Source organism: Streptomyces diastaticus subsp. diastaticus, from assembly GCF_011170125.1.
GTDB lineage: Bacteria > Actinomycetota > Actinomycetes > Streptomycetales > Streptomycetaceae > Streptomyces > Streptomyces diastaticus.
In genome coordinates this window covers 818,821-845,220 of sequence record NZ_BLLN01000003.1, presented here as the reverse complement: position 1 = coordinate 845,220, position 26,400 = coordinate 818,821, and the positions used below count along the sequence as shown (strand labels likewise).

The following is a 26,400-nucleotide window of genomic DNA, read 5'->3' as shown; positions in this document are numbered from 1 at the left end:
GGCATGAGTACGGACGGGTGGACGGAAGCGGTACGGCATCAACTGGGCCTGGGCAGGCTGTTGCCGATGGGAGAGGCGCCGGACGGCGCGTGGCTGACCGAGGCGGCGGCCCGCACCGTTCTGCGCCGTTCGGCGGACGAGGTGCCCGGGGTACGGCTGGGGCCGCTGCGGATCTCCCCGGTGGACGGCGCGCCCACCGAGGAGCCGGCGGTGCCCCCGCCGCCGAGTGCGCTGTGGCCGGGGCCGCTGCGGATCGGCGCGGAGTTCACGGCGACCCGCCTGGAGCCCTTCCCCGCGCTGGCCGACCGGCTCCGCGCGGCGCTCGCCGAGGCGGCAGCCGGCCGGCTGGGCCTGCAGGTCACCGAGGTGGACCTGCGGGTCGCCGGGGTGGAGCGGCCCGGCGAGCCTGCCGAGGACGAACCGCCGGCCACCGCCCGCCCCTCCGGCACGCCCCCCGAGAGCGGCCCCGCGCGCGAGGACTCCCCCGAGGCGCGGGTCGCCTCGACGGCCCTCGCGGTACCGGGGGTGGCCCGGCTCGGCGGCGCGTTCGGCGGCCGGGGCGGCGCGGTGCGGCTGGACCAGCCCACCGGGCCTCACCGCCCCGGCCATGTCCGCGTGGAACTGGCGGTGTCGGCCGGCCACCGGCCGCTGGATGTGGCCCGCGCGGTCCGCCGGGCCGTCGCCGGGACCCTGCCGGACCACCCCACGGTGGCGGTGCTGGTGACGGCGGTGGACTGAACGGGGCGGGAGGCCCTGGACAGGCGTCCGGGCACGCGGGCCGGGGCGCCCCGGGACCCGCTTCCCCGGCACGACGGGCCCCGCGCCCGGCGGCGGGAGGCCGGGCCCGCCGGGAAGCCCGGCCGACCGGATCACCCGGGCGCGGACGCGCCGGGCGGTACGGGAGGCCGCCGTCCGGCGGGACACCCCGGCCCTCCGGGCGGGCCGGCCGGGGGCGGCGCACCGGAACGCCCGGGGCGCTCGGGGCCACGTCCGGCCCCGGCGGTGAACGCGCGCAAGGCACGCCGCCGGCGGGTGGCGAAGCCGACGGTTCGAGGAACCCGCGGGGGCGGCGGAGCCGTCAGTCCCCCTGGCCCACCAGGTCACGCAGACGGCGGCCCTGGGCGGCGCGCTCGGCGGCGCGCTGCTCGTCGAGGCCACGGCCGACGGCGCCCTGGAGCAGGGCCTTGGTCTCCACGACGGCGTCGCGGGGAGCGGCGAGCAGCGCGGCGGCGAGGTCGGCGACGGCGGCGTCGAGCTGCTCGGCGGGGACGACGAGGTTGGCGAGGCCGGTGCGCTCCGCCTCCTCGGCGTGGACGAAGCGGCCGGTGGCGCAGATCTCCAGGGCGCGGGCGTAGCCCACCAGGTGGACCAGCGGCTGGGTGCCGGTCAGGTCGGGGACCAGGCCGAGGCTGGTCTCGCGCATGGCGAACTGCACGTCCTCGGCGACCACCCGCAGGTCGCAGGCGAGCGCCAGCTGGAAGCCGGCGCCGATCGCGTGGCCCTGCACGGCGGCGATGGTGATCAGGTCACTCCGCCGCCACCAGGTGAACGCCTCCTGGTACGAGGCGATGATCGCGTCCAGCTCCTCGGCCGGGCCCTTGCCCATGTCGAGGAAGGACGGCTCGCCGTCGAACCCTTCCGGCGTGAACGCCTGCCGGTCCAGCCCCGCCGAGAAGGACCTGCCCTCGCCCCGGAGCACGGCGACCCGCACGGAGCCGGGCAGCAGCCGGCCGGCCTCGACGAGGCCGCGCCACAGTGCCGGGCTCTGCGCGTTGCGCTTGGCCGGGTTGGTCAGCGTGACCGTGGCGGTCGCCCCGTCCACGGTCAGGCGTACGCCGTCCTGGTCGAGCAGCGGGGTTGCGGAATCGGTCGCGGCCATGGCCTGCCTCCGTGCGGTCGGTGCGGGCGCGCGGAAGCGCCCGTAAGTGACTGCACAGTAACCACCCGGCCGACTGAAGGACCGACCGGGTGGTACGCAGGCGCGGGCGGGGCTCCGGCGGTCGCGAGCCGAAGCGCCGCGGTCGTGAGGCAGCGCCACCGAGGGGCACTGGTGCTGGTACAGCTGCTGTGTGCGGGGCGGGGTCAGTCCGCCGAGGCCTTCTTGCCTCTGGTCGCGCCGCCACGTCCGCGCAGTGTGACACCGGATTCGCTGAGCATCCGGTGGACGAACCCGTAGGAACGTCCGGTTTCCTCCGCCAGCGCACGAATGCTCGCGCCGTCGTCGTACTTCCTCTTCAGGTCGGCGGCGAGCTTGTCGCGCGCCGCGCCGGTCACCCGGCTGCCCTTCTTCAGAGTCTCGGCCACCCGTGCCTCCTCATGCGAAGTGCGCTCTTGTCTCTCATGATCACCCCTCCCCGCCTTCCTGGCCACCCATTCGGCAAGGTCGGCGAGAGCGGGTTTTGCCAGGGAAATGGGCCAGACCCCTTGGAATCAAGCATTCCGCACGGTACGCGCGCCGTACCGCCGAACGGGTTCCGGCGGGAACCGGCTGGTCAGCCCGGCACCGGGACACAGCCCAGGCGGCACAAGGGCTGTACGGGACGGCGGGCCGGTCGCCGCGGCGCCTGTGGACGGCTTCGGAGCACGGGGGTGAGAGCCGCTCACGCAGATGACGGATCAGGACTGGGCCGAATGATCCATTCGAGGACGATCTCCGAGCGAGGTTCCCGCACTCGGGGGAACGCGCCCGTGACGCGCCCCTCACGGACGGCCGGAACGCGGGAGCCGCCCGGCCCGGACGGGACGGACGGCTCTCGGCATGCTTCCGGCGACGCGGTGCCCGGGGTGGTCAGGCCAGGGTGACCAGGTCGAGGTAGTCGGCGCCCCAGAGGTCCTCGATCCCGTCGGGGAGCAGGATGATCCGCTCGGGCTGGAGCGCGTCGACGGCGCCCTCGTCGTGGGTGACGAGGACGACGGCGCCCTTGTACGTCTTGAGCGCGCCGAGGATCTCCTCGCGGCTGGCCGGGTCGAGGTTGTTGGTGGGCTCGTCCAGGAGCAGCACGTTGGCCGAGGAGACGACCAGGGTGGCGAGCGCCAGCCGGGTCTTCTCACCGCCGGAGAGCACCCCGGCCGGCTTGTCGACGTCGTCGCCGGAGAAGAGGAACGAGCCGAGCGTCTTGCGGACCTCGACCAGGTCCAGGTCGGGCGCGGCCGAGCGCATGTTCTCCAGGACGGTGCGGTCGGGGTCGAGCGTCTCGTGCTCCTGGGCGTAGTAGCCGAGCTTCAGCCCGTGGCCCTCGACGACGCTGCCGGTGTCGGGCTTCTCGGTGCCCGCGAGGAGGCGCAGCAGGGTGGTCTTGCCCGCGCCGTTGAGGCCGAGGATGACGACCCGGGAGCCCTTGTCGATGGCGAGGCTGACGTCGGTGAAGATCTCCAGCGAGCCGTACGACTTGGAGAGCCCCTCGGCGGTGAGCGGGGTCTTGCCGCAGGGGGCGGGCTCGGGGAAGCGCAGCTTGGCGACCTTGTCGCTGACCCGTTCGGCCTCCAGGCCGGAGAGCAGCCGCTCGGCGCGGCGGGCCATGTTCTGCGCGGCGACCGTCTTGGTGGCCTTGGCCCGCATCTTGTCGGCCTGGGCGTTGAGGGTCGCGGCCTTCTTCTCGGCGTTCTGCCGCTCGCGGCGGCGGCGCTTCTCGTCGGCCTCGCGCTGCTGCTGGTAGAGCTTCCAGCCCATGTTGTAGATGTCGATCTGGGCGCGGTTGGCGTCCAGGTAGAAGACCTTGTTGACCACCGTCTCGACCAGTTCGACATCGTGGGAGATCACGATGAAGCCGCCGCGGTAGGTCTTCAGGTAGTCGCGCAGCCAGGCGATGGAGTCCGCGTCGAGGTGGTTGGTGGGCTCGTCCAGGAGCAGCACGTCGGCGTCGGAGAAGAGGATGCGGGCCAGCTCGATCCGGCGCCGCTGACCGCCGGAGAGCGTGTGCAGGGGCTGGCCGAGCACCCGGTCGGGGAGGTTGAGCGCGGCGGCGATGGTGGCGGCCTCGGCCTCGGCGGCGTACCCGCCCTTGGTCAGGAACTCCGTCTCCAGCCGCTCGTACTTGCGCATCGCCTTCTCGCGGGTCGCGCCCTGGCCGGTGGCCATCCGCTGCTCGTTCTCCCGCATCTTCTTGAGCAGGGTGTCCAGGCCCCGGGCGGAGAGGATGCGGTCGCGGGCGAGGACGTCGAGGTCGCCGGTGCGCGGGTCCTGCGGGAGGTAGCCGACCTCGCCGGAGGAGGTGATGGTGCCGGCGGCGGGCTGGCCCTGCCCCGCGAGGCACTTGGTGAGGGTGGTCTTCCCCGCGCCGTTGCGGCCGACCAGGCCGATGCGGTCGCCCTTGGCGATGCGGAAGGTGGCGGACTCGATGAGGATGCGGGCGCCGGCGCGCAGCTCGACACCGGAGGCGGTGATCACGGACAGACTCCTGGGCGGGAATGGATCGGACGGCGGACTGGTGCGGGGCGGTCGACGCCGTCTAATGCGTGCGGAGAATGGCCATACGGCGATTCTAACGGCGGCGGTCAACCGCTTTTCGCCCCCGCGGGACGCCCGCGCCCAAGAGCGCGGGAGCACCGGCCGGCGGATACTCGGCACGGGGGCGGGCCGGCGCACGCGAGCGGCCCTGGAGCCCGGTGCGGGCGCGTCCGCACACCCTCCCGCCGGTGAGCGGAATCACTTCGCGCCCCCCATCGCCGACCCCGAGGAGTGAGTGCCATGGCCGCGACGGCGAGCGGACCCCCCACCGTCTTCCCGACGGTCCTCTACGCGGACGCACGGGCTGCCGTGCGGACCCTGACCGAGGCGTTCGGCTTCACCCCGGCCGCCGTGCACGAGACGGCCGACGGCCAGATCGCCCACGCCGAGCTGTCACTCGGCAACGGCGCGGTGATGATCGGCCCGAAGGGCACGGGCAGCGCCTACGACCGGGCGATGGCCCGGGGCGGGCCGGTCGGCGTGTACGTCGTCGTCACCGACGTCGACGCCCACCACGCCCGCGCCGCCGCCCACGACGGCGTCGAGATCCTCGCCCCGCCGGCCGACCAGGAGTACGGCTCCCGCGACTACATGGCGCGGGACGCCGAGGGCAACGTCTGGAGCTTCGGCACGTACGGTCCCCAGCTGCCCGCCTGACGCGCGGGCGGGCCCGGCCCGGTCAGGCGCCGCCGGTGTGGACCTGGAACGCGGCCCGGCGCACGGCCTTGGCGAGCGCCGGGTCCGGGTGGGCGGCGGCCAGCGCCACCAGGACCTGGACGGTGCGGGGGTGGCCGACCGCGCGGACGTCGGCGAGCAGGGCGGGCACCGTCGGCTGGACGGCGGACTCCAGGTGCCGCACGAGGAGCGGGGCCTCGCCGTGGTCGGCGACGGCGGCGGCCGTGTCCACCCACAGCCAGGTGGCCTCCTGCCGGCTGAGGACCAGCGGCGCGTCCTCCGGGTCGGTGCCGTCGTGCTCGGCGAGCCAGAGCAGGGCGTAGGGGCGCAGCGAGACGTCCTCGGCGGCGGCGCGGACCTCGGCCTCGGCGGGGGCGCCGACGACTCTGAGCGCCTCGAAGGCGAGGCTGCGCACCATGGCGTCGTCGCCCCGGGCCGCCTCCAGCAGCTCGGCGACGGCGCTGCCGACGGGGCGGGCGGCGAGCCAGGCGCGGTACTCCGAGCGGGCCGACTGCGGGCGCAGCCGGGCGCAGCCGCGCAGCATCTCCTCGGCGGGCTGCTCGATGTTGCCGGCCGGACTCTGGGCGGCCACGCAGATCTGCTCCAGCCGCACCCACACGGACCAGCTCCCGAGCGGGGTGAGCGTGGCGTGTCCGCCGGCGTAGGTGAGCGCGCCGACGGCGGCGAGGCCGTGCAGCGCCCAGTCGAGCAGGGTGGCCAGCGGGACGTCCTCACCCGGTTCGGCGGCCGGTTCGGTCCGGGGGCCGTACGGGATCTCGCAGCGCTGGGTGCGGAGTTCCTCCACCCGCTGTTCGAGGAGGTCGAGGAGCTGGGTGACGGGGACGGGCCCGTCGGAGAGCTGGAGCAGGGTCAGCAGTTGGGGGACGGCCTCGATCACCTCGGCGCCCGCGGCGGGGGTCAGCTCGTCGGGGCCGGGGTGGACCAGCGACCAGGCGTCGAAGAGCGCGACCCAGCCGCGCAGTACGGCGGAGTCGTCCCGGTCCCAGGCGCGCAGCCGCCATCCGGGGCGCGCCACGCCGCCGTGCACCTCGACCAGTCCGGCGAGGCGGGCGGTGTCCCAGTCGGCGCGGACTTTGGCCGGGGTCAGCCCCAGTTCGCCCGCGGCACGGGCGGCGGTCGCCTCGGAGAGGGTCCCCTCCCCCTCGGCGGGTGCGGCCGGCTGGGCGGCGGGGCCGCCTCGGGGCAGTGCCGTCTCGGCCCAGCGGGCGACCCGGACGGCGTCGGCCAGGCCCTCCCTCGCCATGGCGGCGAGCCGGGCCCGGGGCGGCGTGCCCTCGGGCGGACGGGGCGCGGGCCTGCGGGCCCGCCGTTCGGCGACCGCGGCCGGAGTCGCGGCAAGGGGTCGTGGGCGGACGATGCGGAGCCTGGAGTCGCGCGGGATACGGGACGTCACGGGGGCAGTCTTCCGGGTGAAGTACGGAATTCCCAAACGGAAGCGGTACCGGGACTGCTATGGGCCCCTCGGAACGAAATGTTCCGGCCGCTTTGTCCCGACCCGGGCTGTCCACGCGCGGGGTGAAGAGGCGGGGCCGGAAGTACGCCGGTCGGGCGCCGCACGGAGCGCCGGACTCCTGGCCCGCGACGCCGGCGGGAGGACGTTCCCCTCCCCGGCCCTGGGGGCGCCCGGGAGGGTCCGGCCCCTGCTCCGGGGGGGCCGGGCCCCTGCGGCGCGGGGCCCGGCGCGCCGGGCCTGCGGCGCGCCGGGCCCCGGCCCCGGCGGTCGTGGTGGTCAGATCATGGGCTCGCCCTTGCGGCGGGCCTCGGCCCACTCCCGGAAGAACCCACGGCTGATCACGCACAGGACGGCTGCCACGCCGACGGGCCACATCAGGATGTACACGGTCAGGGCGATGGTGGTCATCGTGCCTCCTCCAGGGTCACTTGGCGTTCGCGGGGGCCTCGGGGGCGCGGTCGTCCTCCCCCGCCCCGGGCGTACGGGGCGGGACGACGGCGGCGCCCGTCCCCTCGTCGGTCCGCCGGGCCGAGCCGTCGTCGAAGTCGCCGGTGCGCTGCGCGATGAGGGCGAAGTCGAAGCCGTCCTGCCGGCGGACGGACATCGCCCAGCAGAGCACGGTGCTCACGGAGTACGCGACGAGCGAGCCGCAGAGCGTCGCGTACTCGTGGAGGGAGCCGATGGCGAACGGCGCGGAGACGAGCACGGCCAGCACCCCGGCGATCTTGGCCGCCTTGAGACCGAGGAAGCCGAAGACCATGAGGCCGAGCACGACACCGATGCCGACCACCGAGACCACGTCCACGACGATGCCGAGGAAGCCGTCCAGGGGCAGCCAGCCGAAGCGGACCGGCAGGAACGCCGCGAGCGCCGCGAGCACCGAGACGGTGAACGCCTTGTTGGTGACCTTCTCCCAGTAGAAGCTGGCCAGCACCGGGAAGACGAGGGCGCCCCACAGCGCGCCGACGAAGACCAGCAGGTCGAGGATGCTCAGCTGGAGGCTGGCGAAGGCGACGGCCATCGCGGTGGCCACCACCATCGTGAGGCGCCCGATCAGCAGCATCGTCCGGGGGTCGGCCTTCTTCTTGCCGGCCACGTTCTGGCCGTAGACGTCGGCCATCATGATCGAGGAGAGGGCCGAGAGGTCGGAGTCGGCGGTCGAGGAGAGCGCGCCGACGATCATGATGAAGAAGAGCGCCAGCAGCACGGGCGGCAGGTAGGTGGCCGCCATCTCGGGGATGAGGTTGTTGAGGTCGCCGCCGGTCGGCTCGAAGCCCAGGTAGAGGGCGAGCACGCCGAGCATTCCGACACCGATGACCATGGCGCCGTAACCGACGGTCGCGGTGACGAAGACCGGCTTGATCAGGCTCTGCTTCACGGCGAAGAGCCGCTGGGCGATGGTCTGGTTGCCGATGGCGTAGGCCAGGACGGCGGCGATGTAGGGGGCGCCCTGCCCCATGAACGCCTCACTGGAGAAGAAGTCGCCCTGCTGCGGCGTCAGGTTCTGCGCCCCGATCTCGAACGCGGCCGGGAAACCGGCCGCGAAGAAGATGAACGGCACGATCACCGCCACCGCGCCGAGCATCGCGACCACCTGGACGAAGTCGGTCAGCACGGAGGCCCGGAAGCCGGACCACAGGGTGTACAGCAGCACGCCCGCCGCCACGGCGAAGACGCCCTGGATGAAGGTGAACGGGGAGAGCAGGGAGATCAGCACGCCGCCGGCGATGAAGTTGGACATCAGGCTGATCACGCTGCCGACGATGTTGGACCCGGCGAGCATCAGCTGGCTGGAGCGGCCGTGCCGGGCGTACATCACCTCGGCGAGCGTGTGGGCCTTCGGGGCGACGGCGCGGATGCGCTTGCCGAAGGGGTAGATGAACAGGATCATCAGGGCGCCCCAGAGCCCGTAGTGGATGGGGCCCGAGATGCCGTAGGTGTATCCGGACGTGGCCGAGGCGTACATCGAGGACGCCCAGATCCATGTCGCGGTCATGCTGGCGGCGGAGACGCCGAACCCGATGTTGTTGCCGCCGGTCATGTAGCCGTCGGCGTTCTCGTTCTTCTTGCCGATGCGGGTCGAGATCAGGAAGGTCCCTCCGTAGAAGAGAACCAGCAATCCGACCACGACCACGGCGCTGAACCCGGCTGTTTCCAGTCCGTCCACACGCACCACCTCCCTAGATTCGTGGAGCCGCGCGGCAGGGCGCAGCGCCCGGCGGGTCGCCCGGGGGCAGCTGCGTGCGCGCCTCACGCCGGGTGTGCCGGCGGGGCTCCTCCTTGGGTCCCCGGGCGGCCTCATCGCCGGCGCCGGAGACGTTCACGAAACAGGGGCATCCTTTGTGCCCGCAAACGCCAGGCACCATAACAGCCTCGTCGAGCCGTGGCGATCCTCACAGCGCACACCGACGACGAGGGCAAATGTATTCCGTAATGCCCCATATATACGGAGCGTTGGGATACGGCGCGGCGTTTGTCCCGTCTTGTCCTGACTGATTCGGCCGCTTACCGCAACGTCTTCGCTCGTTGCATATGCAATGAGCGATCGATTTGTTATGGGGTGGTGATCACCGGTGGCTCCGGAGCGCGCGCCGACGCGCGCCGACGCGCGCGGACTCGGCCGGGGTCAGAGCAGGGGGGTCAGGAAGCGGCGCAGGGCCTCGTCGTAGCCGGTGGGGTCGGCGTTCCACATGGCGGCGTGCGGGGCGTCCGGCACCGTGTGCAGGGTGATGAGGTCGCGGCGGCTGCGGGCCAGCGCGAGCGAGTACTCCCAGGGGGCGGTCTCGTCGTCCGGCCCGTGCACGAGCAGGGTGGGGACGCGGATGCCCTCAGGCCCTCCGACGTGCGGGAGGCGGTCGTCGCTGAGCCCGGTGCGGCCCTCGGCGGCGCGCACGGCGAGCGGCAGGAAGGCGCGCGGCACGTGCTTGGCGGCGGCCAGGGCGCGGACGGTCTCCTCGCGGCCGAGGACCGGGGAGTCCAGGACCAGCCCGCCGACGCGGTCGCGCAGCGAGGAGCGGGCGGCGGCGAACAGGGCCATGGTGGCGCCCGTCGACCAGCCGTACAGGATGACGCGCGTGGCCCCGTTGGCGACGGCGAAACGCAGCGCCGCGTCGACGTCCCGCCACTCGGTGTCGCCGAGGTGGTTGAGGCCGTCCGGGGAGCGGGGAGCCCCCTTGTCACCGCGGTAGGCCAGGGAGAGTACCGGCAGGCCGAGGCGGTGCAGCTGCTCCATGACGACCATGGGGTGCTCCATGGTGCCGGCCAGACCGTGGACGGCCAGGACCCAGGTGCGGCGGTCGCCGGGGACCACCCAGCCCGGCAGCACGCCCAGTTCGCCGGGGATCTCGACCTCGGCGTAGGACAGGCCGAGGGCGGTGGCGGGGTCGCCGCTGTAGAGCTGCGGGGTCAGCCAGGCCCGGTCGCCGGTGTCGGGGGCGCCGTGGAAGACGCGCTCCAGGCGCCGGACGACGGTGTCGGCGGCGACGTCGCCCTCGGTCCGGTCGAGCACCGGCCCGACGGCCGCGTGGAAGTCCCGGCCCGCGAGGCCGTAGCGGCCCGGACGCAGGGCGGCGAGGTCGCGGGTGAGGGTGATCCGCCCGGCCTCGGCCCGGTGGACCGTCAGTCTGGGCTCGGTGGGCAGCCGGTGCCCGGCCGGGAGCCGCAGGGCGGCATCGCTGGCGTACCGGCCGGCCGCCACTGCGGCGGCCCCGGCTCCGACTGCGGCGGTGACGGCCAGTGCCGTCGTTCGGGCGATACGCACCGCTCCAGTGTGCGGGCACGCGGCGTCCGGCGGCCAGTGGACGCGGCCCGGCGGGTGACGCGCCCGGCCGCGGGTCACCCGCCCGGCTGGCCGTAGCCGCGCAGCCGGTCGGCGGCGGCGGCCAGCTGGTCCGCGTCGAGGAGGGAGGGGGTGTGACCGGGGACGGAACGGGCGAGCAGCCACACGCGGCACATCCACTCGAGCTGCACGGTGCGGTCCAGGGCCTGGGCGAGGGTGTCGCCGGTGGTGACGGTGCCGTGGTTGCGCAGCAGGCAGGCGGTGCGGTCCCGGAGGGCCTCGAGGAGGTGGCCGGCGAGTTCCTCGGTGCCGTAGAGCGCGTAGGGGGCGGTGCGGACGGGGCCGCCGAGCGCGGCCGCCATGTAGTGGACGGGCGGCAGCGTGTCGACGAGCGTGGAGACGGCGGTGGCGTGCGGCGCGTGGGTGTGGACGACGGCGCGGGCGGTGCCGGAGCGGTGCACGGCGAGGTGGAGGGGGAGTTCGCTGGTGGGTTCCAGCGTGCCGAGCACCTGCCGGCCGTCGAGGGTGACGGCGACGGCGTCCTCGGGGCCGAGCCGGTCGTAGGGGACGCCGGTGGGGGTGATCAGGACGAGGTCGTCCGTGGCGACGGCCGGGCGGTCGGGGGTGACGCGGACCGAGACGTTGCCGGAGGTGCCGGCCACCAGTCCGTCACGGAGGGTGGCCCGGGCCGTCTCCAGCAGGTCGTGCCAGGCGCGGGCGACCGTCCGGTCCTCCAGGAGCCGCCAGGCGCGGCCGGGGTGCGCGAAGTTCTTCTCCATGGCGGGGCATCCTGCCATCGGCGGCGTGTGCGCCGGGCGCGCGCGACCGGTTCCGCTCCGGCGCCCCGCGTCTCCCGGGCCCGGTGCGACCTACCTCACATCCAGAGCCGCGGGCGCCGGGCCGCAACCTCTGGTTCCGGGCCGGCGGGGGTGCTCCGGGCCGCTCTCCCAAGGGGCTGGGGCGGGGCCGGGAGCGGGGCGGCCGGGGGGACTCCGTTTCGGGTCACCACCTTGCCCGCCCCAGTTCATCTTCCGTTCACTCAACGCCCCTACGTTCAACGAGCCAACGACGTCCCACAGAAGTCCGGGTAAATGGAACACATCACGCTTCTCCTCGGGATCGTGATCGTGACCGCTCTCGTGTTCGACTTCACGAACGGTTTCCACGACACAGCCAACGCGATGGCCACCACCATCTCGACCGGCGCGATGAGGCCCAAGGCCGCGGTGGCGATGTCCGCCGTCCTCAACCTCGTCGGCGCGTTCCTCTCCGTGGAGGTCGCCAAGACGATCTCCGGCGGACTCATCAACGAGGACGGGCTGAAGACGGAGGTCATCTTCGCCGCCCTCGTAGGCGCCATTCTGTGGAATCTTCTGACCTGGCTCGTCGGCCTGCCGTCGAGCTCCTCGCACGCACTGTTCGGCGGCCTCATCGGCGCCGCGGTGATGTCCGCGGGCTGGTCCTCCGTCAACGGCGGCACCGTCGTCACCAAGGTGCTGCTGCCCGCCCTCGCCGCGCCGATCGTCGCCGGCCTCGCCGCGATGCTCGCCACCCGGCTCACCTTCCGGATCAACCGGAACGTGGACGAGAAGTCCACCGCCAAGGGCTACCGCGCCGGGCAGATCGCCTCGGCCGGCCTGGTCTCGCTGGCGCACGGCACCAACGACGCCCAGAAGACGATGGGTGTCATCACCCTCGCCCTGGTCACCGGCGGTGTCCTCGCGCCCGGCTCCAACCCCCCGCTGTGGGTCATCGTCTCCGCCGGTGTCGCCATCGCGCTCGGCACCTACCTGGGCGGCTGGCGCATCATCCGGACCATGGGCAAGGGCCTGACCGACCTCACCCCGCCGCAGGGCTTCGCCGCCCAGACCAGCGCCGCGACGGTCATCCTCGCCTCCTCCCACCTGGGTTTCTCCCTCTCCACCACCCAGTCCTGCTCCGGCGCCGTGATGGGCGCGGGCCTCGGCCGCAAGGGCGGCGTGGTCCGCTGGTCGACCGCCACCCGGATGTTCGTGGCCTGGGGTCTGACCCTGCCGGCCGCCGCCCTCGTCGGCGCGGCCGCCGAACTCCTCACCAAGCAGGGCGACTGGGGCGTCGCCGCCACCGCGGTCCTGCTGGTCGGCGGGTCCTTCGCGATCTGGCTCCGCTCGCGCCGCTCCCCCGTCACCCACGACAACGTCAACGACGTCGAGCCGGTCCAGGACGAGCCCGCGGGCGTCGTCACGCAGGCCATGGCCTCCGTCGCCCCGCCGCCCACCGGCGCGGCCGTCGCCTCCGACGGGGCCACCGTGCCGGCCTCCGGCGACCGGGACGACGACGGTCCCGCGGGCGGCTCCCCGCTCCCCTCGATCCCGGCCCAGCCGGGCCACCCCTCCGCCGCCGCGGAACCCGCCCGGCCGGCGCGGGTCTGACCCGGCCTCGCGTACGTAAGGACTCCTCACCATGGACATCGACTGGGCAGCTCTCGGCTCCGTCTTCGGCGTGAGCCTCGTGGTCACCGTCGCGCTCGTCGGCTTCTTCACCCTCGGCATCGTGGGCCTCTCCAAGAGCGCGAGCGGCGCGCAGGGCGGGTCCGGCGCCGCGGCCAAGGCCGGCGGTTACCTCTGCTTCGCGCTCTGCGCGGCGGCGGTCGCCTACGGGATCTACGTCATCGTGGTCTGAGGGCCACCACCCGCCGGCGAAGGGCGGGCCGGACGCACGGCGTCCGGCCCGCCCTTCGCCGTCCTGGGTGCGTACACCCCGGCTGTGGGCCTCCACACACTCTTCCTCGCAGGTCAACGGCGAGTTGACTGGTGTTCCGGGGCCGTGGTGGACTGCCGGGGCCGAAACACGGAGGCAGCAGAGGAAGCCGGTGCGAATCCGGCGCGGTCCCGCCACTGTCACCGGGGAGCGGCATCTCCGCCGAGCGCCACGGCCCGAAAGGGCTGGAAGGCCAGGGGGTGCCGCCGATCCGGAAGCCAGGAGACTCTCGCCCCCGGTCACGTCGAACCAGGGCGCGGACCCTGAGTGAGGACACACCGCCATGCGTGGCTGCCCGTCGCCGCCCCCTTGCCCACTCCCCCGGTACGCCGAGCGCCGAACGGGCTGAGCCCGTGGACCGGGCCGACCGCGTCTTCGCGTACGGCGCCACCGCCGGGCTGCTGGCCGACGCCCTCCTCGCCGATCCCCGCCGGGGCCACCCCGTGGCCCTCTTCGGCCGGGCCGCCTCCGCCGTCGAGCGGCGCCTGTTCCACGACCACCGGGGCTGGGGCGCGCTGCACACCGCCCTGTGCGCCGGGGGCGCCACCGCGGTAGCCGCACTGGCCGCCCGCGCTGTGCGCCCCCACCCGCGCGCGGCCGTCGCGCTGACCGCCGCCACCACCTGGGCGGTGGTCGGCGGCACCTCGCTGGTGCGTGAGGCCCGGCTGATCGGAGCCGCGCTGGAGGCCGGTGACGTGGCCGGGGCCAGGCGGCTGCTGCCCCGGCTCTGCGGGCGCGACCCCGAGGCGCTGGACGCGGACGCGCTGGCCCGGGCCGTGGTGGAGTCGGTCGCCGAGAACACCTCCGACGCGGTGGTCGGCGCCCTGGTCTGGGGCGCGGTGGCCGGCGTGCCGGGTCTGGCCGGCTTCCGCGCCGTCAACACGCTGGACGCCATGGTCGGCCACAAGTCCCCCCGGCTGCGCCGGTTCGGGTGGGCCTCGGCCCGGCTCGACGACGCCGTCGGGTACCCGGGCGCCCGGCTGACCGCGGCCCTCGCCGTCCTCGCCGGGCCCGACCCGCGCGGCGCCCTGCGCGCCTGGCGCGCCGACGCGCACCGCCACCCCAGCCCCAACGCGGGCCCGGTCGAGGCGGCGTTCGCCGGGGCGCTCGGCGTACGCCTCGGCGGCACCCTCGCCTACGGCGGGCGGACCGAGCACCGGCCGGTGCTGGGCACGGCGGGCCGCGCCGTGCGGCCCGGTGACGTCGAGCGGGCCGCCCGGCTCTCCCGGCGGGTCGGCGCGCTGGCGCTGGTCGCGGGGGCGGGCGCGCGGCTGGCGGCCGGAGCGATACGCGGGCGCGCACGGCGCGCGACGACAGGACAGGGAGGGGCAGGGGCATGAGCGGCGGGTTGCTGATCGCGGGGACCACCTCGGACGCCGGGAAGAGCGTGCTGACGGCCGGCGTCTGCCGGTGGCTGGCGCGGCGCGGGATGAAGGTGGCGCCGTTCAAGGGGCAGAACATGTCCCTGAACTCGTTCGTCACGCGGGAGGGCGCGGAGATCGGCCGGGCCCAGGCGATGCAGGCGCAGGCGGCCCGCGTCGAGCCGACGGCGCTGATGAATCCGGTACTGCTCAAGCCCGGTGGCGACCGCTCCAGCCAGGTGGTGCTGCTCGGCAGGCCGGTCGGGGAGCTGAGCGCCCGGGGCTTCTTCGGCTCGGTGCCCCCCGGCGAAGCGGCCCGGGCGGTGGCGGGCGGCCGCCGGGAGGCGCTGCTGGAGCCGGTGCTGGACTGCCTGGCGCGGCTGCGTGCCACCCACGACGTGGTGGTCTGCGAGGGTGCGGGCAGTCCGGCCGAGATCAATCTGCGCCGGACCGACATCGTCAACATGGGCGTGGCCCGGGCGGCGAGGCTGCCGGTGCTGGTCGTCGGCGACATCGACCGGGGCGGCGTCTTCGCCTCGTTCTTCGGCACCACGGCGCTGCTGGCCCCCGAGGACCAGGCGCTGGTCGCCGGGTACGTCGTCAACAAGTTCCGCGGCGACGCCGAACTCCTGAAGCCCGGCATCGACATGCTGCGCGGCCTCACCGGCCGCCACACCTTCGGTGTCCTGCCGTACGCCGAGGGGCTCGGCATCGACGAGGAGGACGGGCTGCGCGTCTCGCTGCGCGGCGCGGTCCGCGAGTCGGTGGTGGCGCCGCCGGTCGGTGAGGACGTGCTGCGGGTCGCGGTCTGCGCGGTGCCGCTGATGTCCAACTTCACCGACGTGGACGCGCTGGCCGCGGAACCGGGGGTCGTGGTGCGGTTCGTGGACCGGCCCGAGGAGCTGGCCGACGCCGACCTGGTGGTGGTCCCCGGCACCCGGGGCACGGTCCGCGCGCTGGCCTGGCTGCGCGAGCGGGGTCTCGCCGACGCGCTGCTGCGGCGGGTCGCCGAGGGGCGTCCGGTGCTCGGCGTCTGCGGCGGCTACCAACTGCTCGGGGAGCGGATCGAGGACGAGGTGGAGTCCCGGGCGGGCACCGTCGAGGGGCTCGGCGTGCTGCCGGTCCGGGTGCGGTTCGCGGCGGAGAAGACGCTGGCCCGGCCGAGCGGTTCGGCGTTGGGCGAGCCCGCCGAGGGGTACGAGATCCACCACGGCGTCGCCGAGGTGCTGGGCGGCGAGCCGGTCTTCACCGACGCCGGCGGGCGGGCCCTGGACGGCTGCCGGGTGGGCGCGGTCTGGGGCACCCACTGGCACGGCTCGCTGGAGAGCGACGGCTACCGCAGGGCGTTCCTCACCGAGGTGGCCCGGGCGGCGGGCCGCCGGTTCGTCCCCGCCCCCGACACCTCCTTCGGCCGGCTCCGCGAGGAGCAGCTCGACCGGCTCGGCGACCTGATCGAGGAGCACGCCGACACCGATGCCCTGCTGCGCCTGATCGAGCGGGGCGCCCCTCCCGGCCTGCCGTTCCTGCCGCCGGGCGCGCCGTGAGCCGCCCGTCCGTACGTCCCGGCCCCGCGTCCCCCGTCCGCCGTGCCCGCGCCGCCGCCGTGCGGTGCGGGGTCCCGGTGAGTGAAGGAGTGAAGTCCCGATGAGTACCAGTTCCCGTTATCCGTTCACCGCGATCGTCGGTCAGGACGACCTGCGGCTGGCGTTGCTGCTGAACGCGGTCTCCCCGGCCGTCGGCGGTGTTCTCGTCCGGGGGGAGAAGGGCACCGCCAAGTCGACGGCGGTGCGCGCGCTGGCCGCGCTGCTGCCGCCGGTGCGGACCGTGGAGGGGTGCCGGTTCTCCTGCGATCCGGCGGCGCCCGACCCCGGCTGCCCGGACGGGCCGCACCCGGTGGACGGGCCCGGCGGCGAGCGGCCGGCCAGGATGGTGGAGTTGCCGGTCGGCGCCTCCGAGGACCGGCTGGTCGGCGCGCTCGACATCGAACGGGCCCTGGCCGAGGGCGTCAAGGCGTTCGAGCCGGGCCTGCTGGCCGACGCGCACCGGGGCATCCTCTACGTGGACGAGGTCAACCTCCTCCACGACCACCTGATCGATTTGCTGCTGGACGCGGCGGCGATGGGTGCCTCGTACGTGGAGCGCGAGGGCGTCTCGGTACGGCACGCGGCCCGGTTCCTGCTGGTCGGCACCATGAACCCGGAGGAGGGCGAGCTGCGGCCGCAGCTCCTGGACCGGTTCGGGCTGACCGTCGAGGTGGCCGCCTCCCGGGAGCCGGACCAGCGCGTCGAGGTGGTGCGCCGCCGGCTCGCCTTCGAGGACGGCCCGGCCGCCTTCGCGGGGCGCTGGGCCGGCGAGGAGGCGGAACTGCGCGAGCGGGTGGCCGCCGCCCGGGCGCTGCTGCCCCAGGTCCGGCTGGGTGACGGCGCGCTGCGCCGGATCGCGGCGGTCTGCGCGGCGTTCGAGGTGGACGGGATGCGCGGCGACCTGGTGATGGCCCGTACCGCGACCGCGCTGGCCGCCTGGGCGGGCCGGACCGGGGTCGCGGTGGAGGACGTACGCCGGGCCGCGCTGCTGGCGCTGCCGCACCGGCGCCGCCGCAACCCCTTCGACGCGCCGGGCCTGGACGAGGAGAAGCTCGACGAGGTACTGCGGGACGCGGCCGCCGACGACCCCGAGGACGAGCCGCCGACGCCGCCCGGGGGGCAGGCGCCCGAGGAGCCGGACGGCGGTGGCGACGACGGGCCCGGCCCGGACGGCGGCGGGGGCGGGCGACCCGATCCCGGCGACGGTGCCGGTGACGGCGCGGGCGGCCTCCCGCCGCAGCGGACCGAGGACTCCGGTGCCCCGGCGCCCGAGGACGCCCCCGAGGCGCTGACCGGCGCGGAACCCGGCGACTCCGGTGGCGGCACGCCCCGGCCCGCCTCGGCGGAGCAGCAGGCCGTGGCGGCGGGCGAGCCCTTCCGCACCAGGGTGCTGAGCGTGCCGGGGCTCGGCGCGGGCGCGGCGGGGCGCAGGTCCCGGGCGCGGACCGAGCGCGGCAGGACCACCGGGGCGACCCGTCCCGAGGGCGCGCTGACCACACTGCACCTGACGGCGACGGTCCGGGCGGCCGCCCCGCACCAGCGGGCGCGCGGCCGGTCCGGGCGGGGCCTGGTGGTGCGCCGGGACGACCTGCGGCAGGCGACCCGGGAGGGCCGCGAGGGCAACCTCGTCCTCTTCGTGGTGGACGCCTCCGGGTCGATGGCGGCGCGCAGGCGGATGGGCGCGGTCAAGGGCGCGGTGCTGTCGCTGCTCCTCGACGCCTACCAGCGGCGCGACAAGGTGGGGCTGGTGACCTTCCGGGGCCGTGCGGCCGAGGTGGCGCTGCCGCCGACCTCTTCGGTGGACGCGGCCGCCGCCCGGCTCCAGTCGCTGCCGACCGGCGGGCGGACCCCGCTGGCGGCGGGGCTGCTGAAGGCCCACGACGTGCTGCGGGTGGAGCGGCTGCGGGATGCCACGCGCCGCCCCCTGCTGGTCGTGGTCACCGACGGCCGGGCCACCGGCGGCCCGGAGCCGGTGGCGCTGGCGGCCCGGGCGGCCCGGCTGCACGCCGCCGAGGCGACGGCGAGCGTGGTCGTCGACTGCGAGACGGGCCCGGTCCGCCTCGGACTCGCCGGGGAACTCGCCCGCGAACTGCGGGGCACCGCCGCCACCTTGGACGAGCTGCGGGCCGACGCGCTCACCGGCCTGGTCAAGGACGTCACCGATCACCACCGTGCCAGGAGGGCCGCGTAATGCCGCAGGGACAGCCGTCCGTCGTCCCCGAGGACGGACTCACCACACGTCAGCGCCGCAACCGCCCGCTGGTCGCGGTCCACACCGGCCCCGGCAAGGGCAAGTCGACGGCGGCCTTCGGGCTGGCGCTGCGCGCCTGGAATCAGGGGTGGCCGATCGGGGTGTTCCAGTTCGTCAAGTCGGCGAAGTGGAAGGTCGGCGAGGAGAACGCGCTGAGGACGCTGGGCGCCAGCGGCGAGGGCGGCCGCGTCGACTGGCACAAGATGGGCGAGGGCTGGTCCTGGGTCCAGCGCGACGACCAGCAGGACAACGAGGCCAAGGCCCGCGAGGGCTGGCAGCAGGTCAAGCGCGACCTGGCGGCCGAGACCTACCGGCTGTACGTGCTGGACGAGTTCGCCTATCCGCTGCACTGGGGGTGGATCGACACCGCCGAGGTCATCGAGGTGCTGCGGAGCCGCCCCGGCAACCAGCACGTGGTGATCACCGGCCGCAACGCCCCCGCCGAGCTGGTGGACTTCGCCGACCTGGTGACCGAGATGACCAAGGTGAAGCACCCGATGGACGCGGGCCAGAAGGGCCAGCGGGGCATCGAGTGGTGAGTACGCTCCGTATCCCCCGCCTGGTGGTGGCGGCCCCGTCGTCGGGCTCCGGCAAGACCACGGTGGCGACCGGCCTGATGGCCGCCTTCACCGGGCGGGGCCTCACGGTCTCGCCGCACAAGGCGGGCCCCGACTACATCGACCCGGGCTACCACGCGCTGGCCACCGGCCGCCCGGGCCGCAACCTGGACGCCTGCCTCTGCGGCACCGGGCTGCTCGGCCCGCTCTTCGCGCACGGCGCGGCCGGGGCCGACCTGGCCGTGGTCGAGGGCGTGATGGGGCTGTACGACGGTGCGGCCGGCCAGGGTGACCTGGCCTCCACCGCGCAACTGGCGAAGGCGCTGCGGGCGCCGGTGGTGCTGGTGGTCGACGGCTCCTCGCAGTCCCGGTCGGTGGCGGCGCTGGTGCACGGCTTCGCCTCCTGGGACCCCGAGGTGCGGATCGGCGGGGTCATCCTCAACAAGGTCGGCTCCGACCGGCACGAGGAGTTGCTGCGGGACGCCCTGGACGAGGCGGGCGTCGACGTGCTCGGCGTGCTGCGCCGCACCCCGCAGGCGGCGACGCCCTCGCGCCACCTGGGCCTGGTCCCGGTGGCGGAGCGCGAGCCGGACGCGGTGGCGGCGGTGGCGGCCATGGCCGAGCAGATCCGCGCGGGCTGCGACCTGGACGCTTTGTGGGCGCTGGCCCGCTCGGCGCCGCCGCTCACCGAGGCGCCGTGGGACCCGGCCGGGGCACTGGCCGGGGCCGGTACTCCCCCGCCCGCCGGTCCGCGCCCGGTGGTGGCCGTGGCGGGCGGCGCCGCCTTCACCTTCTCCTACGCCGAGCACGCCGAACTGCTGACGGCGGCCGGCGCCGAGGTGGTCCCCTTCGACCCGCTCCGCGACGAACGGCTCCCCGAGTCCACCGGCGCGCTGGTGATCGGCGGCGGCTTCCCCGAGGTGTACGCCCCCGAGCTGTCGGCCAACGCCGCGCTCCGCGCCGAGGTGGCCGCGCTCGCCGCCGCCGGGGCTCCGGTGGCCGCCGAGTGCGCGGGCCTGCTCTACCTGGCGCGGGAGCTGGACGGCGCCCCGATGTGCGGCGTGCTGGACGCCGCCGCGCGGATGACGGAGCGGCTGACGCTCGGCTACCGGGACGCGGTGGCGGTCGGCGACAGCGTGCTGGCCCCGGCCGGAACGCGGGTGTCCGGCCACGAGTTCCACCGCACCAGCCTGGAGCCCGGCTCGGGCGCCGACCCGGCATGGGGCGTGGTGCGGCCCGGACCGCCCCGCACCGAGGGCTTCGTCCAGGGCGGCGTGCACGCCTCCTACCTGCACGTCCACTGGGCCGCGCTGCCGTCGGCGGCGGCCCGGCTGGTGGCCCGCGCCGTCCGGCCGGGCGCTGCCCGGTGACCGGCTCCCGGGGCGCCGCCGGGCTGGTGGTGGGGGTGGGCGCCTGTCGCGACGCGCCCGCCGAAGCGGTGTACACGCTGGTGAGCGGGGTGCTGGCGGAGCTGGGCCCGGACGCCGGGCCGCTGCTGGAGCTGGCCACCGTCGAGGCGAAGGCCACCGAGCCGGGCATCGTCGAGGCGGCCCGGCTGCTGGGGGTGGGGCTGCGGTCCTGGGCGCCCGGGGTGCTGGCCTCGCTGGCGACGCCGCACTCCTCGCCGACCGCGCTGGCGGCGCTGGGGGTGCCCTCGGTCGCGGAGGCGGCGGCGCTGGCGGGCGGCGGCGAACTGCTCGTACCGAAACGGAAGTCGGGCGGGCCCGGTCCGGCGGTGGCGACCTGCGCGGTGGCGCGGCGCGGCCCGGCGGGCGACGCCCCGGAGGGGGAGTGACGATGGACGAGCCCGATCTGCGGCACCACGGCGACGCGGAGGTGCGCGGCGCCGGTCTGACCGACCTGGCGGTGAACGTGCGCGCCGGTACGCCCCCGCGCTGGCTGCGGGAGCGGATCGCCGACTCACTGGCCGGCCTCGCCGCGTACCCGGACGGGGGAAGGGCCCGGGCGGCGGTCGCGGAGCGGCACGCGGTGGCGCCGGAGCGGGTGCTGCTCACCTCCGGCGCCGCGGAGGCGTTCGTCCTGCTGGCGCGGGCCCTGCGGGTACACCGGCCCGTCGTGGTGCACCCGCAGTTCACCGAGCCCGAGGCGGCGCTGCGGGACGCCGGGCACCAGGTGGGCCGGGTGCTGCTGCGGGAGGCCGACGGCTTCCGGCTGGACGCGGCCGCCGTCCCCGACGACGCCGACCTGGTGGTCGTCGGCAACCCCACCAACCCCACCTCCGTGCTGCACCCGGCACGGGTACTGGCCGGACTCGCCCGGCCGGGGCGCGTACTCGTCGTGGACGAGGCGTTCATGGACGCGGTGCCGGGCGAGCGGGAGGCCCTGGCGGGCCGGTGCGACCTCCCCGGCCTGGTGGTGCTGCGCAGCCTCACCAAGACCTGGGGCCTGGCGGGCCTGCGCATCGGCTACGTCCTCGCCGACCCCGCACTGATCACGCGGCTCGCCTCGGCCCAGCCCCTGTGGCCGGTCTCCACCCCGGCCCTGACCGCCGCCGAGGCGTGTGTCTCACCGCCCGCGCTGGCGGAGGCCCAGGAGGCCGCCCGGCGGGTCGCGGCCGACCGGGAGTTGCTGGTGGCGGGCCTGGAGAAGCGGGCGGACGCGGGCGTACGCGTCGCGGGCCCGGCCGAGGCCCCCTTCGTCCTGATGGCGGTGGAGGGTGCGGCTGCCGTCCGCGAGGAACTCCGCGCCCTCGGCTTCGCGGTCCGCCGGGGCGACACCTTTCCGGGCCTGGGGCCGCGGTGGCTCCGGCTGGCGGTGCGGGACGCCGGGACGACGGAGGCGTTCCTGGAGGCGCTGGACCTGGCGCTGGCCCGGCGGGGCTGAGGCCGACTGGGGCGGAACACCCGGATTCCCCCGCGCCGGGACGGTCGGCGGTGATCGCCGCCCCGGAGGTCCGGGCGGCACGGTCCGGGGTGCGGGGCGAACCGCGGGCCACGAAGTCGCCGCCTGATCGCGAGGCCGAGAACCCGCACGGCGCGTGCGGGCAGTCGCGGGGCCGGGGCAGAGACGCGGGAGCGGTTCGGGCCGGGACGCCCCGCGGAGTTCCGCGTCGTTCCTGGTCCGGCCCGGCCGGCCGGTCCGCACCGCTCCGGAGCGCCGGAACGGGCGAAGCCACCCGTCGGCGCGCCGGGCAGGGGTCGTGGTCACCGCCGCCGAACCCGACGCGGCCGTGCCGGCCGAGCCGCGTGAGCACGGGCCGACGGAGGTCCGGACCGACCGAGCCGCGTCCGAGGATCGGCGGCCAGGGACGCGACAAGGGCTCGTCCACGCGACAGCCACACTCCACCGGACCGAGCCGGGGGCCCGTGGTCACGCATCGCCGCGCCGCCGGAGCCCGGCGGCGTGTTCGCCTCGGTCGGCGGGCGCCGCCGCGGCCGGCCGGTGGCCGCGGAGGCCGCGGGCGGGGTGGGCGCGCCGTTTCCGGCGGGTGCTGAGGTCTCCTCCCCGGACACGACGCCACGTGCCGGACCCGCGGTGGGGGTACGGAACTCGTACGGTCACCGTGGTGCACCGAAGTGCGGTCGTCGGGCGGCGCTACGCGATGAGCGGGAGCGGCCACGCCGGCCGCCTCCCCACGGTCTCGGCCTGTCCGCTCCCGCCCTCCCCGGCACGGGCAGAGGTGTTCAGCCGGGCCGGTCGGGTGCTGCCCGAGGGGGCCGGGGTGACCGCCGGCCGCACCCTCCGTCCCGCGGTTCGCCGCCGCGACCGACAGCCGTCCGGCACCGGAGAAAGGGGACGGCCGCCCCACGCGGCCGTCCCCTCCGGTACGGGAGCGGGGCGCCCCACGCGCCCCGCTCCCGCCCGTCCGTACGGCCGGACGCCGTCCCTTCCCCGCGTCCGGCCTCCCCCGCCGCACGGCGCACCCCCGGGCAGCCGTGCGGCGGGGTCCGATCAGGCGCGCTTGCGGCGGGTCAGGGCGACGGCGCCACCGCCCGCGGCGAGCAGGAGGACGGCGCCGCCCGCGAGGTAGGGCGTCATGGAGCTGCCGCCGGTCTCGGCGAGGTTCTCGGTGGCGGGGGCCTTGCCGGTCTGGGTGCTGATCCCGTCGTCGGTCTTCACCTGCTCGGTGCGGGAGCCGTCGGCCGGCTTGTCGGCCTGCTCCTCGGCGGCGGGCTCCTCGGCGGGCTCCTCCTCCTCGGGCGCGGGCGCCGGGGCGGCCGGGGCCTCACAGGTGGCTCCGCCGAGGGTGACGGTGCCGTCGACCTCCGCGACGCCCAGCTTGAGCGGGTTGACGGAGACCTTCAGTTCCAGGGCGGTGGCCGCGGCGGTCGAGGTGGTGGTGTGCCGCTCGGAGAGGTCGAGGGTGACCTCGCCGACGCCGGGGACCTTGACCTCGGTGGTGCCGCCCGCGGTGAGGCCGACCCGCTTGCCGAGGACGACGACCTGGCCGAGCACGTTCGCCTCGGCGACCGGCTTCTTCCCGGCCTCGCACAGCGCGGTGGAGGTGACCTTCTCGACCTCCAGCAGCGGCAGGGCGGGCAGGCCCGGCAGGTGCACCTTGGCGTGGGCCAGCGTGGTGTGCCCCTCCGCCTTGCGGGCGTCGACGGTGGCCTTCGCCTCGGCGACCTGGGCGCTGAGCACGCTGAACGGCTCACCGTCGTTGACGCCGGAGAGCTCGGCGTCCAGCGCCGTCTTCTCGGCGGTCTGCGGCGCGTGGACCTCGTTGAGCGCGACCTTCAGCGGCACGTTGACGGTCTTGTTGAGCAGCGAGACGTCGAGGCCGGTGCGCAGGACGACCGCGTCCGCCCGCCCGTGGTCGCCGGTGGCGTGGGCCGTGCCGGCCGAGGCGACGGCGAGCGGTGCCGCGGCGAGCAGTCCGGCCGCCGAGGCGGCCACCAGACGGCGGGCGGGCATGCGGAAGTTGGTGCTGTTCAAGATGGTGAAACCCCCACAGAGACATGGAGCCGTCGAGGGCCGCGCTTGGGGACAGGCGGCCGCCGACGACGTCGTTGCCGGAATCTTTACGCACTGTGGGTGAATGGGTGACGACCTGGAGTGAGTTCACTCCAAAGGGGGGTTTTGGCGCAGATGTTCGAACCGACCGGCACGGCCGTTCCCTCGACGTCACCCTCCACGCCACCTCGCGGCCCCCGGAGGGCGTACGCGGGCGCGGGTCCTTCATCGGGGCCGGAGCACAACGACGCCGCCCCGGCCCCGGTAACGGCCCGTCAACACCTCACGCGGGCTCAGGCGACGACCTTGCCGCCGATCACCACCCGGCGCGGCGCCGCCAGCACCCGGACGTCGGCGCGCGGGTCGCTCGCGTAGACCACCAGGTCGCCCGGGGCGCCCTCGGACAGTCCCGGGCGGCCGAGCCATTCGCGGGCACCCCACGCCGTGGCGGAGAGCGCGTCGAGCGGCGGGATGCCGGCGGTCACCAGTTCGGCGACCTCGGCGGCGACCAGGCCGTGCGGGAGGCTGCCGCCCGCGTCGGTGCCGACGAAGACGGGGATGCCGGCGTCCCAGGCGGCGCGGACCGTGTCGTACCGGCGCTCGTACAGCCGTCGCATGTGGGCCGACCAGTCGGGGAACTTCGCCTCGCCGCCCGCCGCGAGGTCGGGGAAGGTGGCGATGTTGACCAGGGTCGGCACGATGGCGACCCCGCGTTCGGCGAAGAGCGGGATGGTGTCCTCGGTCAGGCCGGTGGCGTGCTCGACGCAGTCGATGCCCGCCTCGACCAGGTCGCGCAGCGAGTCCTCGGCGAAGCAGTGCGCGGTGACCCGGGCGCCGAGCCGGTGCGCCTCGGCGATGGCCGCCTCGACCGCCTCACGGGGCCAGCAGGGCGTCAGGTCCCCCACGCCCCGGTCGATCCAGTCGCCGACCAGCTTGACCCAGCCGTCGCCGCGCCGCGCCTCCCGGCCGACGTGGGCGACCAGTTCGTCCGGCTCGATCTCGTGGGCGTAGTTGCGGATGTAGCGGCGGGTGCGGGCGATGTGGCGGCCGGCCCGGACGACCCGGGGCAGATCGTCGCGTTCGTCCATCCAGCGGGTGTCGCTCGGGGAACCCGCGTCGCGCAGCAGCAGTGCCCCGGCCTCCCGGTCGGTGAGCGCCTGCTGCTCCGCGACCTCGGCCGCGACCGGGCCGTGCCGGTCCAGGCCGACGTGGCAGTGCGCGTCGACCAGGCCGGGCAGCGCCCACCCCTCGACGGTGCGCGCCTCGCGGGCGCCCGGCGGCCGGGTGAAGGTGATCCGGCCACCCACCACCCAGAGTTCGTCCCTGACCTCCTGCGCGGAGAGCAGTATCCGGCCCTTCACGTGCAGCACCATGTCTTCGCTCATGCACGGCAGCGTAGGACCCGGTGGGTACGCTCGGACCGGCAGCCCGACGATCGACCGGCGAAGAGAGCACCACCGTGACGCACCCCCTCCTGGACCTGACCCCGCTGACCGCCGCGCATTTCGCGAACATCGAGCGCCGCGTCGCGGCACTGCTCTCCACCTCGCAGGACGTCGTCATCGCCCAGGGCGAGGCGCTGCTGCCGCTGGAGGGGTGCATCCGCGGCGTGGCGGGCCCGGACACCACCGCCCTCAACGTCATCACCGGCCCGTACGGGCAGACCTTCGGCGACTGGCTGCGCGACTGCGGGGCGCGGGTCGTCGACCTGGCAGTGCCGTACGACGCCGCGGCCCGCGCCGCCCAGGTGGCCGAGGCGCTGGCGGAGCACCCCGAGATCGACTTCGTCTCGCTGGTGCACGCCGAGGCGGCGACCGGGAACACCAACCCGGTGGCGGAGATCGGCCGGGTGGTGCGGGAGCACGGCGCGCTCCTCATGGTGGACGCGGTGGCGTCGGTCGGTGCCGAGCCGCTCCTCCCGGACGCCTGGGGGGTGGACCTCTGCGTCGTCGGAGCCCAGAAGGCGATGGGCGGCCCCGCCGGGGTCTCGGCGGTCTCGGTCAGCGAGCGGGCCTGGCAGCGGATGGCGGCCAATCCGGGGGCGCCGCGCCGTTCGTACCTCTCGCTGCTGGACTGGAAGGAGCGGTGGATCGACGCCGGGCGCACCGCCCTGCTGCACGCCCCCGCCCAGCTGGAGATGCTGGCCCTCCAGGCGTGCGTGGAGCGGATCGAGGACGAGGGCCTGGAGACGGTGATCGGCCGGCACGCGCGGGCGGCGGCGGCCACCCGGGCGGGCGTGACGGCGATCGGCGGCGGTTTCGCGCCCTACGTCCGCGAGGCGCGGGACGCGGCGCCGGTGGCGACCACGCTGCGGGCGCCGGAGGGCGTCGACGCCTCGGAGCTGGTGGCGCGGGCGCTGGCGGCGGACCCGGTGCTGCCGCTGGTGGCCGGCGGCGGGGCGCTGGCCAAGGAGATGATCCGGGTCAACCACTACGGCACGGCCGCGGCCGGCGGCACGGTCCACTCCTGCCTGGCCGCGCTGGGCGCGGCGCTGAGCGACCTCACCGGCCGCCCGGTCGACCTGGACGCCGCGCGGCGGGCGGCGACCGCGGCCTGGGAGCACCCCGCGGCCTGACCCTCCGCACCGGCCCGGCGGGCCGTCCGGTGCGCGGCGACTGCCG

Annotated in this window: 22 protein-coding genes and 1 riboswitch; of the genes, 12 read left to right on the top strand and 10 right to left on the bottom strand. The window is 75.5% G+C overall.

The features are described from left to right. The first annotated feature begins 3 nt into the window (after positions 1–3). The gene (locus Sdia_RS12175; protein WP_189500021.1) at positions 4–738 is read left to right on the top strand and encodes a nucleopolyhedrovirus P10 family protein; all 735 of its coding nucleotides are present in this window, start codon (positions 4–6) and stop codon (positions 736–738) included. A 340-nt stretch (positions 739–1,078) separates the two neighbouring features. Here Sdia_RS12175 and Sdia_RS12170 read toward each other — a convergent pair whose 3' ends face one another. The 3 genes from Sdia_RS12170 to Sdia_RS12160 all read right to left on the bottom strand — a co-directional run bounded on the left by Sdia_RS12170 (position 1,079) and on the right by Sdia_RS12160 (position 4,387). After that, complete coding sequence (locus tag Sdia_RS12170) at positions 1,079–1,879, bottom strand: enoyl-CoA hydratase/isomerase family protein (RefSeq protein ID WP_100453239.1); 801 nt, start codon at positions 1,877–1,879, stop codon at positions 1,079–1,081. A 203-nt stretch (positions 1,880–2,082) separates the two neighbouring features. Continuing rightward, entirely contained in the window at positions 2,083–2,304 is a 222-nt protein-coding gene (locus Sdia_RS12165) for a helix-turn-helix domain-containing protein (RefSeq protein ID WP_181844012.1), read from the bottom strand. A 484-nt stretch (positions 2,305–2,788) separates the two neighbouring features. Further along, positions 2,789–4,387 carry an ABC-F family ATP-binding cassette domain-containing protein gene (locus Sdia_RS12160; protein WP_100453237.1) on the bottom strand — a complete coding sequence of 533 codons (1,599 nt, stop codon included), beginning with the start codon at positions 4,385–4,387 and terminating at the stop codon, positions 2,789–2,791. A gap of 300 nt (positions 4,388–4,687) precedes the next feature. On the opposite strand from Sdia_RS12160, the gene Sdia_RS12155 reads away from it, so the two are divergent. After that, complete coding sequence (locus Sdia_RS12155) at positions 4,688–5,104, top strand: VOC family protein (RefSeq protein WP_185392889.1); 417 nt, start codon at positions 4,688–4,690, stop codon at positions 5,102–5,104. A gap of 22 nt (positions 5,105–5,126) precedes the next feature. On the opposite strand, the gene Sdia_RS12150 is transcribed toward Sdia_RS12155, so the two are convergent. The 5 genes from Sdia_RS12150 to Sdia_RS12135 form a co-directional block, all read right to left on the bottom strand. Beyond that, on the bottom strand, positions 5,127–6,536 hold the full coding sequence (locus tag Sdia_RS12150) for a hypothetical protein (RefSeq protein ID WP_181844013.1): 1,410 nt from the start codon (positions 6,534–6,536) through the stop codon (positions 5,127–5,129). Between the two features lie 336 nt (positions 6,537–6,872). Further along, on the bottom strand, positions 6,873–7,004 hold the full coding sequence (locus Sdia_RS29760; RefSeq protein WP_216631601.1) for a putative transporter small subunit: 132 nt from the start codon (positions 7,002–7,004) through the stop codon (positions 6,873–6,875). 16 nt (positions 7,005–7,020) lie between these two features. Beyond that, positions 7,021–8,763, bottom strand: coding sequence for a sodium:solute symporter family protein (locus tag Sdia_RS12145; RefSeq protein ID WP_223123484.1), 1,743 nt, complete (start codon positions 8,761–8,763; stop codon positions 7,021–7,023). Between the two features lie 459 nt (positions 8,764–9,222). After that, on the bottom strand, positions 9,223–10,356 hold the full coding sequence (locus Sdia_RS12140; RefSeq protein WP_100453234.1) for an alpha/beta hydrolase: 1,134 nt from the start codon (positions 10,354–10,356) through the stop codon (positions 9,223–9,225). Positions 10,357–10,430: 74 nt separating this feature from the next. Next, positions 10,431–11,153 (bottom strand): class II aldolase/adducin family protein, encoded by a 723-nt coding sequence (locus tag Sdia_RS12135; RefSeq protein ID WP_124287039.1) that lies wholly within the window; start codon positions 11,151–11,153, stop codon positions 10,431–10,433. A 312-nt stretch (positions 11,154–11,465) separates the two neighbouring features. Between Sdia_RS12135 and Sdia_RS12130 the strand changes: the two genes are divergently transcribed. The 9 genes from Sdia_RS12130 (at position 11,466) to cobC (ending at position 21,709) form a co-directional block, all read left to right on the top strand. Beyond that, positions 11,466–12,785, top strand: a complete 1,320-nt coding sequence (locus tag Sdia_RS12130; RefSeq protein ID WP_100453232.1) for an inorganic phosphate transporter — start codon at positions 11,466–11,468, stop codon at positions 12,783–12,785. 31 nt (positions 12,786–12,816) lie between these two features. Further along, positions 12,817–13,035, top strand: a complete 219-nt coding sequence (locus tag Sdia_RS12125) for a hypothetical protein (protein WP_115068554.1) — start codon at positions 12,817–12,819, stop codon at positions 13,033–13,035. A gap of 181 nt (positions 13,036–13,216) precedes the next feature. Beyond that, a riboswitch (cobalamin riboswitch) is annotated at positions 13,217–13,341 on the top strand. 125 nt (positions 13,342–13,466) lie between these two features. Then, positions 13,467–14,453 (top strand): cobalamin biosynthesis protein, encoded by a 987-nt coding sequence (locus Sdia_RS12120; RefSeq protein ID WP_100453230.1) that lies wholly within the window; start codon positions 13,467–13,469, stop codon positions 14,451–14,453. Then, complete coding sequence (locus Sdia_RS12115) at positions 14,450–16,018, top strand: cobyric acid synthase (protein ID WP_100453229.1); 1,569 nt, start codon at positions 14,450–14,452, stop codon at positions 16,016–16,018. The genes Sdia_RS12120 and Sdia_RS12115 overlap by 4 nt, the downstream gene beginning before the upstream one ends. 100 nt (positions 16,019–16,118) lie before the next feature. Continuing rightward, on the top strand, positions 16,119–18,248 hold the full coding sequence (locus tag Sdia_RS12110) for a putative cobaltochelatase (RefSeq protein ID WP_189500019.1): 2,130 nt from the start codon (positions 16,119–16,121) through the stop codon (positions 18,246–18,248). Then, entirely contained in the window at positions 18,248–18,847 is a 600-nt protein-coding gene (cobO, locus tag Sdia_RS12105; protein WP_124287041.1) for a cob(I)yrinic acid a,c-diamide adenosyltransferase, read from the top strand. Before Sdia_RS12110 ends, cobO begins: the two co-directional genes overlap by 1 nt. Beyond that, positions 18,841–20,235, top strand: a complete 1,395-nt coding sequence (locus Sdia_RS12100; protein ID WP_124287042.1) for a cobyrinic acid a,c-diamide synthase CobB — start codon at positions 18,841–18,843, stop codon at positions 20,233–20,235. The genes cobO and Sdia_RS12100 overlap by 7 nt, the downstream gene beginning before the upstream one ends. Then, positions 20,232–20,660 carry a cobalamin biosynthesis protein gene (locus Sdia_RS12095; protein WP_100453225.1) on the top strand — a complete coding sequence of 143 codons (429 nt, stop codon included), beginning with the start codon at positions 20,232–20,234 and terminating at the stop codon, positions 20,658–20,660. The genes Sdia_RS12100 and Sdia_RS12095 overlap by 4 nt, the downstream gene beginning before the upstream one ends. A 2-nt stretch (positions 20,661–20,662) precedes the next feature. Beyond that, positions 20,663–21,709, top strand: a complete 1,047-nt coding sequence (gene cobC / locus Sdia_RS12090; protein WP_100453224.1) for an Rv2231c family histidinol phosphate aminotransferase CobC — start codon at positions 20,663–20,665, stop codon at positions 21,707–21,709. Positions 21,710–22,777: 1,068 nt separating this feature from the next. Here cobC and Sdia_RS12085 read toward each other — a convergent pair. Together Sdia_RS12085 and Sdia_RS12080 are read right to left on the bottom strand one after the other, a co-directional pair. Beyond that, on the bottom strand, positions 22,778–23,761 hold the full coding sequence (locus Sdia_RS12085) for an SCO1860 family LAETG-anchored protein (RefSeq protein WP_115068557.1): 984 nt from the start codon (positions 23,759–23,761) through the stop codon (positions 22,778–22,780). Between the two features lie 311 nt (positions 23,762–24,072). Continuing rightward, a complete protein-coding gene (locus Sdia_RS12080; RefSeq protein WP_100453222.1) occupies positions 24,073–25,164 on the bottom strand; it encodes an amidohydrolase family protein in 1,092 nt (363 codons plus the stop codon). A gap of 74 nt (positions 25,165–25,238) precedes the next feature. Between Sdia_RS12080 and Sdia_RS12075 the strand changes: the two genes are divergently transcribed. After that, positions 25,239–26,354: a pyridoxal-phosphate-dependent aminotransferase family protein gene (locus tag Sdia_RS12075; RefSeq protein ID WP_100453221.1), complete on the top strand. Its 1,116-nt coding sequence runs from the start codon at positions 25,239–25,241 to the stop codon at positions 26,352–26,354. Positions 26,355–26,400 lie beyond the last annotated feature (46 nt).

Excerpts from the sequence above, each read along its gene's own strand:
- Sdia_RS12175 (WP_189500021.1), top strand. The coding sequence starts at position 4 with ATGAGTACGGACGGGTGGACGGAAGCGGTACGGCATCAACTGGGCCTG.
- Sdia_RS12170 (WP_100453239.1), bottom strand. The coding sequence starts at position 1,879 with ATGGCCGCGACCGATTCCGCAACCCCGCTGCTCGACCAGGACGGCGTA.
- Sdia_RS12155 (WP_185392889.1), top strand. The coding sequence starts at position 4,688 with ATGGCCGCGACGGCGAGCGGACCCCCCACCGTCTTCCCGACGGTCCTC.
- Sdia_RS29760 (WP_216631601.1), bottom strand. The coding sequence starts at position 7,004 with ATGACCACCATCGCCCTGACCGTGTACATCCTGATGTGGCCCGTCGGC.
- Sdia_RS12135 (WP_124287039.1), bottom strand. The coding sequence starts at position 11,153 with ATGGAGAAGAACTTCGCGCACCCCGGCCGCGCCTGGCGGCTCCTGGAG.
- Sdia_RS12130 (WP_100453232.1), top strand. The coding sequence starts at position 11,466 with ATGGAACACATCACGCTTCTCCTCGGGATCGTGATCGTGACCGCTCTC.
- Sdia_RS12125 (WP_115068554.1), top strand. The coding sequence starts at position 12,817 with ATGGACATCGACTGGGCAGCTCTCGGCTCCGTCTTCGGCGTGAGCCTC.
- Sdia_RS12115 (WP_100453229.1), top strand. The coding sequence starts at position 14,450 with ATGAGCGGCGGGTTGCTGATCGCGGGGACCACCTCGGACGCCGGGAAG.
- Sdia_RS12110 (WP_189500019.1), top strand. The coding sequence starts at position 16,119 with ATGAGTACCAGTTCCCGTTATCCGTTCACCGCGATCGTCGGTCAGGAC.
- cobO (WP_124287041.1), top strand. The coding sequence starts at position 18,248 with ATGCCGCAGGGACAGCCGTCCGTCGTCCCCGAGGACGGACTCACCACA.
- cobC (WP_100453224.1), top strand. The coding sequence starts at position 20,663 with ATGGACGAGCCCGATCTGCGGCACCACGGCGACGCGGAGGTGCGCGGC.
- Sdia_RS12080 (WP_100453222.1), bottom strand. The coding sequence starts at position 25,164 with ATGAGCGAAGACATGGTGCTGCACGTGAAGGGCCGGATACTGCTCTCC.